Source organism: Streptomyces sp. NPDC006476, from assembly GCF_040612015.1.
Taxonomy (GTDB): domain Bacteria; phylum Actinomycetota; class Actinomycetes; order Streptomycetales; family Streptomycetaceae; genus Streptomyces; species Streptomyces griseorubiginosus_B.
On sequence record NZ_JBEXPK010000038.1, the window covers coordinates 77,417 to 91,592 of the forward strand.

General features: G+C 71.4%; 9 protein-coding genes and 2 pseudogenes. 7 read left to right on the forward strand and 4 right to left on the reverse strand.

What is annotated here, in order from left to right; genetic code table 11:
• Window positions 1-202 precede the first annotated feature (202 nt).
• Window positions 203-670: a hypothetical protein gene (locus tag ABZZ74_RS34260; protein WP_356771684.1), complete on the forward strand. Its 468-nt coding sequence runs from the start codon at window positions 203-205 to the stop codon at window positions 668-670.
• 78 nt (window positions 671-748) lie between these two features.
• On the forward strand, window positions 749-1,666 hold the full coding sequence (locus tag ABZZ74_RS34265; RefSeq protein WP_356771686.1) for a hypothetical protein: 918 nt from the start codon (window positions 749-751) through the stop codon (window positions 1,664-1,666).
• On the opposite strand, the gene ABZZ74_RS34270 is transcribed toward ABZZ74_RS34265, so the two are convergent.
• Entirely contained in the window at window positions 1,572-2,894 is a 1,323-nt protein-coding gene (locus tag ABZZ74_RS34270; protein ID WP_356771688.1) for a PLP-dependent aminotransferase family protein, read from the reverse strand. The two genes, ABZZ74_RS34265 and ABZZ74_RS34270, sit on opposite strands and share 95 nt — an antisense overlap.
• An 89-nt stretch (window positions 2,895-2,983) precedes the next feature.
• Between ABZZ74_RS34270 and ABZZ74_RS34275 the strand changes: the two genes are divergently transcribed.
• Both ABZZ74_RS34275 and ABZZ74_RS34280 read left to right on the forward strand, forming a co-directional pair.
• Entirely contained in the window at window positions 2,984-3,727 is a 744-nt protein-coding gene (locus ABZZ74_RS34275) for an alpha/beta hydrolase (protein ID WP_356771690.1), read from the forward strand.
• 11 nt (window positions 3,728-3,738) lie between these two features.
• A complete protein-coding gene (locus ABZZ74_RS34280; RefSeq protein ID WP_356771692.1) occupies window positions 3,739-4,689 on the forward strand; it encodes an endonuclease/exonuclease/phosphatase family protein in 951 nt (316 codons plus the stop codon).
• A gap of 147 nt (window positions 4,690-4,836) precedes the next feature.
• Here ABZZ74_RS34280 and ABZZ74_RS34285 read toward each other — a convergent pair.
• Window positions 4,837-5,123 (reverse strand): annotated as a pseudogene (locus ABZZ74_RS34285) (phosphatase); the annotation flags it as partial.
• A 375-nt stretch (window positions 5,124-5,498) separates the two neighbouring features.
• On the opposite strand from ABZZ74_RS34285, the gene ABZZ74_RS34290 reads away from it, so the two are divergent.
• Both ABZZ74_RS34290 and metG read left to right on the forward strand, forming a co-directional pair.
• The gene (locus tag ABZZ74_RS34290; RefSeq protein WP_356771694.1) at window positions 5,499-7,046 is read left to right on the forward strand and encodes a VWA domain-containing protein; all 1,548 of its coding nucleotides are present in this window, start codon (window positions 5,499-5,501) and stop codon (window positions 7,044-7,046) included.
• 127 nt (window positions 7,047-7,173) lie between these two features.
• Complete coding sequence (metG, locus tag ABZZ74_RS34295; protein ID WP_356771696.1) at window positions 7,174-8,889, forward strand: methionine--tRNA ligase; 1,716 nt, start codon at window positions 7,174-7,176, stop codon at window positions 8,887-8,889.
• 71 nt (window positions 8,890-8,960) lie between these two features.
• Here the strand turns inward: metG and ABZZ74_RS34300 are convergent, their stop codons facing one another.
• The gene (locus ABZZ74_RS34300; RefSeq protein ID WP_356771698.1) at window positions 8,961-10,310 is read right to left on the reverse strand and encodes a polysaccharide lyase family 1 protein; all 1,350 of its coding nucleotides are present in this window, start codon (window positions 10,308-10,310) and stop codon (window positions 8,961-8,963) included.
• Window positions 10,311-10,530: 220 nt separating this feature from the next.
• Here ABZZ74_RS34300 and ABZZ74_RS34305 point away from each other — a divergent pair, with 220 nt between their 5' ends.
• The gene (locus ABZZ74_RS34305; RefSeq protein ID WP_356771700.1) at window positions 10,531-13,731 is read left to right on the forward strand and encodes a VCBS repeat-containing protein; all 3,201 of its coding nucleotides are present in this window, start codon (window positions 10,531-10,533) and stop codon (window positions 13,729-13,731) included.
• A 6-nt stretch (window positions 13,732-13,737) separates the two neighbouring features.
• On the opposite strand, the pseudogene ABZZ74_RS34310 reads toward ABZZ74_RS34305, so the two are convergent.
• A pseudogene (locus tag ABZZ74_RS34310) lies at window positions 13,738-14,176 on the reverse strand (hypothetical protein); the annotation flags it as partial.

The following is a 14,176-nucleotide window of genomic DNA, read 5'->3' on the forward strand; positions in this document are numbered from 1 at the left end:
CCTCCCCATCCCCCGTCGATCACGTACGGCAGCACCGTAACCGCTGCGGCTGCAAAGGTGGGTCTCAGGACTGCAAACGTGCCCTTCCGCCCCCGTCCGCCGCCCTGCCCCTTCCCTTTCCCACGTGCCAGGCCCCCCACTTGCCAGACCCCTTCCCCAGGTGTGCATTGGTAGGGAGGCGCGGAGAGAGAGGAGCGCTCTCATGGCTCATGCGGCATCCACGTCCGGCGGAATGATGGGGCGGGTCCGGGCGAACCGGGCCGCCCGCCCCACCCGTACACCCGACCTCTTCGACGAACGCGTCCACACCGCGGGGCGGTACGGCATCCCCGTGGTGCTCGGACTCCTCTACGGCTTCTGGGCGGCCGCCAACCGCCGTGGCGGCGGTGAGATCACCGGCTGGAACATCCTGTTCGGCTTCGTGACGGCCGCGGTGTTCATCGTGCTGTGCATCGCCGTCGCGACCTTCGCGCCGCTGCTCAGGCGGGAGCTGCACTCCCTGGTGAAGTCCGCCTTCGCGGGCGCCTCGATCGGCTTCCTCTACAGCCAGACCGGCGAGTCGGTCCTGCGCTCGGTCGCGCTGGGCGTGGTGGTGACGGCCGGCGTCTTCCTCGTCTTCTTCTACCGCTACTACACACGCGAGGACGCCGTCGGCAACCGCGTCCGCTGACCGGGTGCGACGGCACCGGTACACCCGTACGGAGTCGTACCGCTCGCAGGTCCGGCGCTCGGGCGGTTGCCTGGGAGCGTGCCCTCACGCCTCAGGAGCGCCCTGTCGGCCGCTCTGATCGCCCTCGCCTGTCTGCTCGCGCCCTGCGGCGCGCTGGCGGCCTGGGCGGCGTACGGGCTCGCCGACACCGGCGTGTACGTCACCACGATGGCGCCGCTGGCCGCCGACCCGAACGTCCGCAACGCCGTCGCGGACACCGTGGGCGCCGGGATCATGGATGAGGTCGGCGACCGGGCCGACGTGCGCCCGATGCGTTCGGCGGTGCGCCCGTTCGTACAGGACGCGGTGCGCTCCTTCACCCGCACCGAGGCCTTCCGCGCCGCCTGGGACGCCGCCAACCGGGTCCTGCACGACGCGGTGCTGCAGGCCCTGCGCGACGACCGCGAGGGCGACGTGACGGTCGACCTCGCGCCCGTCACCGCGCAGGTCAAGCAGCGGCTGGCCGACGACCACATGCCGCTGGCCAGCCGTATCCCGGTCGAGCACACGGCGGTCAACGTTCTCCCGGCCCAGGACCTGGACCGGCTCCGGAAAGGGTTCCACGTGCTGGAAGTCGCCGGTTTCTGGCTCCCCGTGGCGGCCGTCGTGTTCGCCCTCTCGGGCATCGCGGTCGCCGTCCGCCGCCGCCGGGCGCTCACCGCGACCGCCCTCGGCACCGCGCTCGGCGGTGCGCTGCTGGGCCTCGCGGTCGTCGTCGGCCGCAGTCTCACCCTGGCCGACCTGCCCGAGGAGGCCCGCCGTCCGGCCGCGGGCGCCGTGTACGACGCCCTCACCGAGACCTTGCGCGAGGCCGCCTGGCTGCTCGTCGCGATCGGGCTGGGGGTCGCTCTGACCACATGGCTCAGCGGCCATTGGGGCCGGCTCGTGCGACGGCGGCGAGTGTCGCCAGCGCCCGTTCCAGATCCGGCACAGCAGCCGACGCAAGTCCGAGCCTGACGGCGTCAGGCGTCCGGCCGGAATCCACGGCGAAGGCGGGTCCCGGGGTCACGGCGATCCCGTGCTTGGCCGCCGCGGCCGTGAAGGTGTCCGCCCGCCAGGGTGCGGGCAGTTCCCACCAGGCGTAGTAGGCCCGCGGATCGCACCGCACCCGGAAGCCGCCCAGCCATCGCCGAACCAGCAGCTGTCGGTGCCGCGCGTCCTCCCGCTTGGCAGCCACCAGCCGGGCCACCGTCCCGTCCTCGATCCACCGCACCGCCGCCTCCAGCGCGAACCGCCCCGCGCTCCACCCCCCGGACCGCACCACGTCCGCGACCTCCTCCGCCCGGCGCGGCGGTACGACGAGAAAGCCGACGGTGAGCCCGGGCGCGACCCGCTTGGAGAGCCCGTCGACGACATGGGTGAGCCCCGGGGCGTGGACGGCGAGCCGTTCCTCCGCACCGTCCGCCAGGAAGGACCAGATGCGGTCCTCGACGACCGGGATGTTCAAGTCCTTCGCGACCGCCGCCACTTGACGTCTGCGCGCGCCACTCATGGTCACCGAGGTCGGGTTGTGCAGGGTCGGCTGGACGTAGAGGGCGGCCAGGGGAGCACTGCGGTGGGCCGCGGCCACGGCGTCCGGGAGCAGTCCGTCCCCGTCCGTGGCGAGCGGCACCAGCGTGCCGCCGATACGCGCCGCGATCTCCTTGACCAGCGGATACGTCAGCTCCTCGACGCCGACCCGGCCGCCCGGCCGGACCAGGGAGGCGAGGGCGGCGGCGATGGCCTGCCGGGCGTTGCCGGTGAACAGGACGTGGCCGGGGAGGCCGAGCAGGGCGGACGTCGCCTCGCGGGCCGCCGCGGTGCCGGCGGCGGGGGCCGGGCGGAGGGCGTCGGTCAGGACGTCGGGGCGGGTCAGTGGCGCGAGGGCCGGGGCCAGGAGCTCCGCCTGGCCCGGCGCGGAAGGGTAGTTGAGCTCCAGGTTGACCGGTGCCGTGGTCGCCGGTTCGGTGAGCGCGCGTCCGCCCGGCCGCGGGGGAGCGGCCCGTACGAAGGTGCCGCGTCCGACCTCGCCGACGACCAGGCCCCGCCGGACGAGTTCGCCGTACGCCCGCTCCGCCGTCGACGCGGCCAGTCCGTGCCGGCGGGCGAACGTCCGCTGCGGGGGCAGCCGTTCGCCGGGCTGGAGGCGTCCGGCGGCGATGTCGGCGGCTATGCGGTCGGCGATGCGCCGGTAGTCGTGTCCCATGCGAGGCCCCCCTGACCTGTACGGATCGATTGCACCGAGGGCAAAGATCTTATTGCACCGAGGAGTTGGGCCGACCTAGGGTCGTGGTCATGGCGATCCCCCTGGTGCTGATCCACGGCCACCCCTTCGACCACACGATGTGGAACCCGCAGCTCGAGGCGTTCTCTCCCGGCCGCCGCGTCATCGCCCCCGACCTGCGCGGCTACGGCGGCGCCCCGGCCGGCCCCGAGGTGACCCGCTTCGAGGAGTTCGCCGAGGACATCGAGGCGCTGCTGGACCGGGAGCGAGTGGAGACCTGCGTGATCGCCGGGCTCTCCATGGGCGGCCAGATCGCGATGGACTGCTACCGGCGGTTCCCGGACCGCGTCCGGGGCCTGGTCCTCGCCGACACCTTCCCGGCGGCCGAGACCCCCGAGGGCGTCCGCACCCGCCACGCCATGGCGGACCGTCTGCTGCGGGAGGGCATGCGCGGGTACGCCGACGAGGTCCTGGAGAAGATGGTCGCCCCCTACGCCGACGCCCGGGTCAAGGCGCATGTCCACCGCATGATGACGGGCACGTCCCCGGCCTCCGCCGCGGCGGCCCTGCGCGCCCGCGCCGCCCGCCCCGACTACCGCGACCTGCTGACGAGGGTGGGCGTCCCGGCCCTGGTCGTCGTGGGCGAGGACGACGAGTACACGCCGGTCCGGGAGGCGGACGCGATGCACGCGGCCCTCCCGGACTCGACCCTGTGCGTGATCGAGGGCACGGCCCACATGCCGAACCTGGAGCGGCCCAAGGAGTTCGACGAGGCGCTGAGGCGGTTCCTGGCGCGGATCGACGACCGCCCGTAATCTCGGGATGCGTGACCTACTCAGCCCGGCGGCTCGGCGCCTGGTGCGCCGGGCTGCTGCTGGCCGCCGTCAGCGTGGTCGTGGGCTGCAGAGCCGCCGGCACCGACGGCGTCACGCCGATCCCGCAGGTCCTCGCGTTCCTTCCCTGGCTGCTGGTGCCCACCGCACTGGCCGTGTTCCTCGCCCTCCTCGCGCGGTGGCGGCTCGGCCTGGTGTGGTGTCTGGCCGTCCTCGCCCTGCTGGCGTGGTTCATCCGTCCGTACGGGCCGTCCGGCGAACCGCACGGCACCCCGCTCGCCGACGTCGAGGTGCTCACCTCCAACGTCGAGTTCGGGCGCGGCACCGGCTCCCTCGTCCCCGTCATCCGCGCCAGGAGACCGGACATCGTGTTCGTGGAGGAGTGCGAGTACACCTGCCAGGCGACCCTGCGCCGGGAGTTCGGCACCGACTACCCCTACCGGCAGTCCGTCGAGGCGGACGGCTCCGGGGGCTCGGTCATCCTCAGCCGCTTCCGGCTGCGGGGCACGGCCCCCGTCACCGGCACCATGGGCATGCCCGGCGCCGTCGCCGACGTGCGCGGACACGCCGTACGGCTCCAGCTCGCGCACCCCATGCCCCCGCTGCCCGGCCAGGTCGGCCTGTGGAGCCGCGAACTCGGGCGGCTGCGGGACTCGGCCGCCGCGACCCGCGCACCGCTGATCCTGGCCGGCGACTTCAACGCCTCCCAGGACCATGAGGCCTTCCGCCGCATCCTCGACACCGGTCTGCGCGACGCCGCCCGGCTCGCCGGCCACGACCGCACCCCCAGCTGGCCGGCCCGCACCGCCCCGGTGATCGGCGCCCAGATCGACCATGTGCTCGTCTCCAAGGAGTTCTCGGCGAGCGACGCCCGGTTCCTGCACGTGTCCGACACCGACCACCGCGCGCTGCTGGTGCGTCTCACACTTCACCAGCGGGGATGACGGTCCGGCGTACCGGGAATGGCTGGAACTGGAGGGTGCGAGGGCCGCACGGCACCCGCGCACCCCGGTCCCGACGCTCCCGTAGCCGATTCTCAGCCACCCGAGACGCCCGGAACACCGCCAAGCACCTCAGACGCCCCGGACGCCTCAGACGCCGATGTCGCGGCCGTCCCTGCGCCACACGGCGACCACGGCGGGCCGGGTGATCCGCCCGGGCCCGTCCGGCCAGGTGCTCGCCGGCTTCTCCACGGACGCCCCGTCGAGTTCTCCCGGATGCTGTACGGCGACGAGCACGCGCCGCTCCTGGATCACGGGACCGCAGGTCTCCGCTCCCGTCGGCACGGCGACGTTGTCCGGGCAGGAGATCGGACTGACGCGTCCTTCGGGAACCCGGCGAAGTAGGTGGCGGGGTCATCGGGATCCCCGGCGACGAGGCACCGGCGATGACGTCGCCGACGTACTCGTTGTCGCTGGTGTTGAGGACGTCATGGAAACAGGCGTCACCACACCGGAAACGGCAGGTGAGGGCGGACCGCCCACCCGGATGCGTCGTGATGAGCGGCAGCAGCTTGCGCACTTTACTGTCCCCTTACTACTCCTTGGTGTGAACGTGACGATAGGAGGACGTAGGCGCGGGGGCATCGCCGAGAGATGAACGATGAGTGAACGCCCTTGAGTCCAGGCGCTATTGACACAGGACGATTTCCCTCTTCCGCCCCTGCCCAAGATCGCCATCTGGGGCCGCTAACCTTACGTGTCCGTCCTGGCCAGCGATTGACGGGCTTCAACTCACGCGAAGGGTTGCGCACATGGGCATTCTCACTCTCCTGCGGAATGCGTTCGGCAGGTCACGCAAGGGGCGTGCCTCCGAAACAGAGGGTGCCGACGGAACGCCTTCGCAGACACCGGCACCCACGGTCCCGTCCCCCTCCCCGGCCCCGGAACCGACCCCTTCCGCCCACGTCCCGGAGCCCCGCACGGAGACCCCGGAACCGCCGAAGGACGACGAACACGAACTGGTCTCGGCGGCCTTCGACAACGTCACCGTCCCGGCGCCGGCCCAGCCGACAGAGCCGGGGGGCACGGAGCCGACGGAGCCTGCAGAGCGGGCGGCCGAGGAACCGGCGGACACTGCGGCGCCGGCGGTCCAGGAGCCGGTGGCGGAGGAGCAGACGGCAGAGGCACCGGTGGCAGAGGCGCCGGTGGCGGAGGAGCCGACGGAGGCTGCGGAAGTGGCGCCTGCGGAGGAGCCGACGGAGGCGAAGGCTGCGGTCGAGGAGCCCGCGGTTGAGGAGCCGGCCGCTGAGTCGGCTGAGGTTGCCGAGGTTGCTGAGCCGACGGTGACCGCTGAGGCGGAATCCACGCCTGAGCCGGCCCCGACCGAGGTGGAAGCGCCCAAGGCAGAGGCAGCCGAGCCCGAGGCGACCGAGCCCGTAGCCGAAGAGACACCGGAACCGCCGCTGACCGAGCCGGCGGCCGAGGAACCGGTCGCGGAAGAGCCCACGGCAGCGGAGCCCGAAACCGCCGAGCCGAAGGCCGAGGCCGCAGAGGTTCCCGATGAGGCCGCTGACGAGGTGACCGCCGAACCCGAGCCCCAGCCGACCCTTGCCGCGGCAGCGGACGAACCCGCGGTCGCCGACGGCGAGGACGCCCCACAGGGGCCACTTGCACCCGACGACGAGACTGTCACGGGTGGTGCGGGTGGGAACGAAACGGCCGAAGGCGAAGCCGAGGCCGTGGTCGCCGGCGACGCCGCGTCAACCGCCCTCACCAAGGCCAACCTCACCGGCACCCGAGCCGGCGTCTACCTCGTCCTGGACCGCTCCGCGAGCATGCGCCCGTACTACAAGGACGGATCGGCCCAGGCCCTGGCCGACCAGACCCTCGCCCTCGCAACGCACCTCACCCCCGACGCCCCCACCGTCCACGTCGTCTTCTTCTCCACGGAAGTGGACGGCACGACCGACCTCACCCCCGCCTCCCCCGAGAACGCCATCGACGAGGCCCACGCCAACCTCGGCCGCATGGGCCGCACCAGCTACCACGCCGCCGTAGAGGCCGTACTCGCCCACTACGACAAGAACGCCACCCCCGGCACCCCCGCCCTGGTGGTCTTCCAGACCGACGGCGCCCCCGACGCGAAGACCCCCGCCACCCAGTCCCTCACCGACGCCGCGAAGACCCACCCCTCGGTGTTCTTCTCCTTCGTCGCGTTCGGCGACCACGACAACAAGGCCTTCGACTACCTCCGCAAACTGAAGACCGACAACACGGCCTTCTTCCACGCGGGCCCGACCCCCCTGGAGCTCACCGACGCGGAGCTCTACGACGGCATCCTGATCGACTGGCGCCCGTAAACACAGCAGCGCACCCACGCCGCCCGCTTCTCAGCCCGCAAAACGGGAAGCGGGCGGCATACACATGTCGGCTACGATTTCAAGGTTCGCCAAACCAGCAACGAAACCGACCTGGGAGCAGCCCCCGATGGCTCGACACCTCATCACCAGCGCCCTTCCGTACATCAACGGAATCAAGCACCTGGGCAACATGGTGGGGTCCATGCTCCCGGCGGACGTGTACTCCCGGTACCTCCGCCAGCGCGGCCACGACGTCCTCTACATCTGCGCGACCGACGAGCACGGCACCCCGGCCGAGCTGGCGGCGAAGGAGCAGGGCCTCCCCGTGGCCGAGTTCTGCGCCCAGGCGCACGACGCCCAGAAGGCGGTCTACGACGGCTTCGCGCTGGCCTTCGACTACTTCGGCCGGAGTTCCTCCCAGCAGAACGTCGAGATCACCCAGCACTTCGCCCGCCGCCTCAACGAGAACGGCTTCATCGAGGAGCGGGCGATCCGCCAGGTCTACAGCCCCGCCGACGGCCGCTTCCTCCCGGACCGCTACGTCGAGGGCACCTGCCCCCACTGCGGCTACGACAAGGCCCGCGGCGACCAGTGCGAGAACTGCACTCGCGTCCTGGACCCGACCGACCTGATCAACCCGCGCTCCGCGATCTCCGGCTCCACCGACCTCGAGGTCCGCGAGACCAAGCACCTCTTCCTGCTCCAGTCCAAGCTGCAGCACGAGGTCGAGGAGTGGGTCTCCCGGCACGAGGACGACTGGCCGCAGCTGGCCTCCTCCATCGCCCGCAAGTGGCTGAACGAGGGCCTGCACGACCGCGCCATCACCCGTGACCTGGACTGGGGCGTCCCCGTCCCGGCCGACACCTGGCCGGAGCTGGCGGCGGAGGGCAAGGTCTTCTACGTGTGGTTCGACGCCCCGATCGAGTACATCGGCGCGACCAAGGAGTGGGCGGACCTCGACCCGGAGAACCGGGACTGGAAGTCCTGGTGGTACGAGGCGGACGACACCGTCCGCTACACGGAGTTCATGGCCAAGGACAACGTCCCCTTCCACACGGTGATGTTCCCGGCCACCGAGCTCGGCGTCCGCGAGCCGTGGAAGAAGGTCGACTACGTCAAGGCCTTCAACTGGCTGACGTACTACGGCGGCAAGTTCTCCACCTCCCAGAAGCGCGGTGTCTTCACCGACCAGGCCCTGGAGATCCTCCCCGCCGACTACTGGCGCTACTTCCTCATCGCGAACGCCCCCGAGTCCGACGACTCCTCCTTCACCTGGGAGCACTTCACGGCCACGGTGAACAAGGACCTGGCCGACACCCTCGGCAACTTCGTCAACCGCGTCCTGTCCTTCTCTCGCAAGCGCTTCGGCGACGAGGTACCCGCGGGCGGCGAGCCCGGTGAGGCGGAGCGGAAGCTGGGTGAGGAGATCGCCCGGCTGCTCGCCGAGTACGAGGCCCAGATGGAGTCCCTCCAGTTCCGCAAGGCCGCGGCGGCGCTGCGCGCCCTGTGGTCGGCCGGAAACTCCTACCTGGAGGAGAAGGCCCCCTGGCTGGAGATCAAGACCGACAAGGAGGGCGCCGCCCTCACCCTGCGCACGGCGATGAACCTCATCCACCTCTACGCGGTGGTCTCGGAGCCGTTCATCCCGGCGACGTCGGCGGCCATGCGCCAGGCCTTCACCCTGACCGACGACACCGCCTCCTGGGTCACCGCGGACGAGGCGAAGTCCCTCACCTCGGTCCCCGCCGGCACCCCGTTCACGGTCCCCCCGGTCCTCTTCGCCAAGCTCACGGACGAGGACCTGGAGAACTACAAGGAGCGCTTCGGCGGCGAGGCCGCGTAGCCTCACCGCACAGGAAAGGGCCCGGTGAGCACACGGCTTCCGGGCCCTTGGCCGTCGTCAGGCCGGCACCGTCAGGACAGCACGCCCGCCCCCGTCGTCGACGTCAGTTCCGTCAGCAGGTTCTTCGCCGAGGACTCCAGGCCCGCCGTCAGGGTCGGCGTCCAGTTGACCGTCGTCTTGATCTTCTTCGAGTTCGCGGCGTTGTATGCGGCGACCAGGTCGGTCGTCGTGCCGTTGACGACGTTGCCGCTGCCCTTGACGGAGCCGGTGCCGTCGCCGCTGAGGAGCTTGGAGATCTTCTGGCCCGCGGGGATCCGCCAGTAGTTGTTCTGGGCCACGACCTGGGCCTTCGCCCGGGAGTTGATGCTGTACTGCAGGGCGTATCCGTTCAGCGTGGCCGTCTCGTAGACGTTGTTGTAGATGTGGATCTGGCCGAGGCGGGAGAGCGGCGCGCGCTGGACGATGCCCTTCCAGACGTTGTGGTGGATGCTCACCCGCAGCTTGCCGGTGCTGTCGCTGTCGCTCGCGCCGATCAGCATGGTCTTGTCGTGGTTGGTGAACTGGTTGCGCTCGACGGTCACCAGGTCGGAGCCCTTGGTGATGTCCAGGGCCCCGTCGTGGACCTGGTACTCACGGCCGTAGTACTTGGGGTTGGCGCTGTCGAAGTGCCCCGCGTCCGTGAAGGTGTTGTGGTCCGCCCAGACATGGGTGGCGCCGCGCAGGGTGACCGAGTCGTACTGCGAGTTCCAGTTGCCGCTGGAGCCGTCCGTCGGGTCCCACTGCGGGAAGCAGTCCTCGGTGTGGGAGAAGGTCAGGTTGCGGACGATGACGTTGTCGACCTTCTGGATCTGCAGCATCCCGCCAGTGATGCCGGCCTTGGTGCCGGGCACGCCGACGATCGTGGTGTTGGCGGGCACCTTGAAGACGATGGTCGCGGCCTGCTTCTTCTGCGCGGCGGCCCGCGCCTTCTCCTGCGTGCCGGAGGGCAGCTTGGAGCGGCCGTAGGTGGCGGGGTCGTACGCCTTCAGGTACGACGCCAGTGAATATCCGGTGCCGGCCGCGTAGTTCGCGCAGGTCAGCTTCCTCCCGGATGCGTCGGTGTTCGCGTCGATCGTGCCCTTGACCTTGATGATCCGCGGGGCGGTGTCCGACACCGAGCCGAGCGCCTTCACCAGTTGGGCGCGGGTGGAGACGGTGAAGGTGTGCGCGGAGTCTGCCTTCGCGCCGCCGGTCGTGCCGGAACCGGAGGACGCCCAGCCGTCCTTGGCGGCGAGCGTCCGGTGGTACAGGTCGACGGTGGTCGTCCCGGCGTTCGCGTTCATCACGAGCACACCGGCACCGACACCGGCGGCCACGACGGCGGCGGAGACGACGAGGGTGCGCCGCCTGCGGAGGGACCGGCGGTGGGACACAGAGGCCACGAGGAATTCCTTACGAGCGGTCGAGAGACATGTGCGGTTCGTGGAGCACCCGTGAAAAGCGCTTCTCTTCTCAAGTGGCCGCCGAGAGCAAGGAAGTTGCCGTCCGGATCGCCTTCCTTTCCCCACCGGATCCCCACCCGCTTCCCATGCATGGCCCATGCACTGGTAAAGTCCGCTCACTTGTGCGAGGGCGGGGGCCCTCGCGGGGAGGGAACCTCACGTGGGCAGACACGCCCTGGGACGGGGCGGTCGGCACGCCCTGGTCTCCACGCTCGCGGTCGTCCTGGCGGCCGGCTCGATCACCCTGTTCTCCGGCACGCGTGACGGGGGCACCGCACAGGCCGCCACCACCGCCGCGGCCGGCACCGCCGAGCTCGTCCTGGACGACCCGCGCACCGATTCCCCCCGCACCGAGCAGTTGCTCGCGGCGGGCCGGACGGGCTTCCTGCACCGGCAGTCGGGCGTCGCCGGTCTGCTGTGGACGGACTACGACGGGGGTCGCACGGTCACCGTCGAGGGACCGTCCGGCGTCTACAAGCCGACCACGACCAGCTGCAACGACATCGAGACGCGCTGCGCCTCGGGCGTCTTCGGACAGGCCGCCGACACCGTGGCGCTGCCCCACCGCACCTACGGCGACCCGGTGTCGCTGTGGAGCCCGGGCGGCGGCGCCCTGCGGACGGTGGATCTGAGACAGTCGGCGGACCGGGTAGGGACGTACGGCGAGACGAGCGTCACCGTCGAGTACGACGGCGTCGTCGACGGGCAGGAACTGGACGGCTACGTCCTGCACCTCGTCGACCTGGTCGACGGCGAGCAGCGCGACCGCGTGGTCACCGGCTATCCGGTCGACGGCACCTGGGAGTGGAACAACGGGCGCACCGGCGACGACAAGGGCGCCCTGTTCGCCTACCCCGACCGCGACGCGAACGGCCAGTTCACGACGTACAGCGTCGGCTATGTCGACTTCGCCGCCGCCCGCTTCACCCCCGTCTTCACCGGCCTGGCCGAGGACGAGGCGCCGGAGGTCGTGCTCACCGCCGACCGGGTGGGCTGGTACACGCAGTCCGCGGGCCTCCACCTCAAGCCGCGCGCCGATCTCACGGCGGCGGAGACGGTCCCGCTGGCCGGCGAGGAGAGCGACGTCTCCCCGAAGCCGGTCCCGGTGCTCGTCGGGGACTGGGCGGTGCTGACGGGCGCCCCCGGCGTACAGGCCGTGAACCTGTCGGACGGCAGAAAGAAGACCCTGCTCACCGCCTCCTACGGCACCCCGCTGGCCGCACCCGACGGTGGCGCCCTCGTCACCGGCGGCACCACCGCGGCCGACTGGTGGGTGCAGCGGGTCTCCCTCGGCGCCGACGGCACCCCGCAGCTGACGAAACTGGTCAAGATCCCGCCGTACGAGAACCCCAAGACGGGTCTGGCGCTCAGCCGCGGCAGCCTGCGCGTCGCCGAGGACAATCCGCGCAGCACCTCCGACACGACGTCCGAGCGCACGCTCACGACGAACGGCGGAACCGGGCTGACGGCGTCGGACGCCAGGGACGGCGACTCGATCGCGCCCGTCTGCCCCTACCCGGGCGTCTCCTGCTCGGTGCTGTGGGGCAACACCGGCGACGGACCCCAGGACGTCTTCCAGAACACGTACTACAACGACAACGGCCCGGAGAACACCGACCAGTTGGTCGCCATCGGCGACGGCACCTCCGACGACAAGCTGAGCTTCGGCACCGCGGGCGGCGGGATCGTCGACGTGTCCGACGGGTACGCGATCTACAACTCGGGCGGTGCCACGCCGACCCAGTACGTCGGCGAGTTCGGCTACGGCGAGCAGCTCAAGCGCTCCGTCCGCGCCGCCGCGCTGAACGGCTCCACCCTCTGGAGCGCCGCCACCACCGGACGACTCACCTCCTACAGCCTCTCCGAGAAGAAGACCCTCGCCACGGTCACCATCCCCTCGCTGACCTGCGCGCCGAGCGAGCTGCAGGCGGCGGGCCGCTGGGTGTACTGGGCCTGCGGCACGGCGTCGGCGGGCGTGTACGACACCAGGGCCGCGAAGTCCGTCGCGGTGACGCCCGGTGACGTCCTGCTCGGCGACGGCTTCACCGTCCGCCACGACCACGAGGCAGACCGGCTGGTGCTCACCGACGCGACGACCGGCGCCACCCGGGTGATCGCCTCCGAGCTGCCCGACACGGGCCTCGCCGCGGACCGCCGCTTCCGCTGGACGGTCGACGAGTACACGGGCCTGGTCGCCTGGGTCGACCGGTTCGAGCAGACGCACGTCGCCACCACCGGCGTCACCCCGTCCGCGCCGATCGCCTTCCGCACGGAGACCGGCAGCTATGTGCAGCCGGGCGGCTCCACCGCCTGGACCGGCGCGTGGCTGCTGTCCCGTCCGGTCGCCTCCTGGTCGCTGACCTTCACGTCCGTGCAGAGCGGTCCGAAGGGCCGGGCCACCCGCACGATCACCGGCGGGGCGGTCACGGCGCAGCTGTCGGCGGGCTGGGACGGCAAGACCGCGAGCGGTGACCGCTTCCCCAACGGCGACTTCACCTGGACCCTCAGGGCCACCGGCCTCGGCACCGCCACCCCGGTCACGGTGGCCTCCGGCGCGGGCTTCCTGCAGCGGGGCAACCCCGTGCGCCACGACTTCGCCAGCGTCGACGGCCCCGACGGCCGCGGTGACCTGCTGACCCTCAGCTCCTCGGGCGGGCTGACGTACCAGCACGGCACCGGCACGGGGAAGTTCGGGCAGAAGACCACCGGCACCGGCTGGCCTACCAGCGCGCGGTTCGTGCCGTTCGGCGACCTCAGCGGCGACCGCTGCAACGACGTCCTGGTCCGGCTGAGCAGCGGCGCCCTGCGGCTGTACAAACCGGGCTGCAACGCGGCCCTCAAGCCGTCGACGTCGTACACGACCCTCGGCAGCAGCGGCTGGAACCAGTACGACGTCCTGACCTCGCCCGGCGACGTCAGCGGCGACGGCCGCACGGACCTGGTCGCCCGCAACTCCGCCACCGGCGCCGTGTACCTGTACAAGGCGACCAGCACCGGCAAGCTGTCCGCCCGGGTGAAGCTGTACGACGGCTGGAAGGGCTACAAGAAGATCGTGGGCGTCGGTGACATCACCGGCGACGGCATCGGCGACCTGCTCGCCCAGGACGGGGCGAACACCCTGTACCGCTTCAACGGCAAGGGCGACGGCACCTTCGCGGCGCGGACCAAGCTCTTCACCGACTGGGGCGGTTCCTACAACGCGATCGTCGGCGTCGGCGACATCACCGACGACGGCCGGGCCGACCTCGTCTCCCGTGACTCCGGCGGCAATGTGTACCGCAACAGCGGTGACGGCAAGGGGTCGTTCGGGGCGCGGGTGAAGATCGCGAGCGGCTGGGGGTCGTACAAGACCCTTTCCTGACTTGTTTCAGGGGTGGGCGGAAATCGCCGTCGGTTTCGAGCCGTTGTTGGTCAGGGCCCCGGGAAAGGCTTGCCTTACCCGGGGCTCCGGCGTGGTGGGGGCGGGGTGCGTGGACAGGCCGAGGGCCTCGCGGGCCGCGTCGACGTGACGCAGTCCCTCCTGGGCGGTGCGCGTCACGCGGCCGTACTCCGCCGCCGTGCGGGCCTCGGCGAGCAGGGCGCGGGCGGTGCGGTGGCACTCGGCGGCCTCGGTGAGCGCCCGGCCCGCCGTCTCGCCGGCGCTCGCCCAGGTGGCGGCGCCGGGCGGGATCAGACCGGCGCCCAGCCGGATCAGCCAGCGGTTGGCCTCGGCCTCCGCGTCCAGCCCGGACGTGCCGCGGCCGGCCTGCAACCGCAGTAGTGCGACGACCGCGCCGGCGGAACCGGCGACCAACAGCGCCGCGAGC

Coding starts and splice junctions, on each gene's coding strand:
- ABZZ74_RS34260 (WP_356771684.1), top strand. CDS start 203: ATGGCTCATGCGGCATCCACGTCCGGCGGAATGATGGGGCGGGTCCGG.
- ABZZ74_RS34270 (WP_356771688.1), bottom strand. CDS start 2,894: ATGGGACACGACTACCGGCGCATCGCCGACCGCATAGCCGCCGACATC.
- ABZZ74_RS34275 (WP_356771690.1), top strand. CDS start 2,984: ATGGCGATCCCCCTGGTGCTGATCCACGGCCACCCCTTCGACCACACG.
- ABZZ74_RS34290 (WP_356771694.1), top strand. CDS start 5,499: ATGGGCATTCTCACTCTCCTGCGGAATGCGTTCGGCAGGTCACGCAAG.
- metG (WP_356771696.1), top strand. CDS start 7,174: ATGGCTCGACACCTCATCACCAGCGCCCTTCCGTACATCAACGGAATC.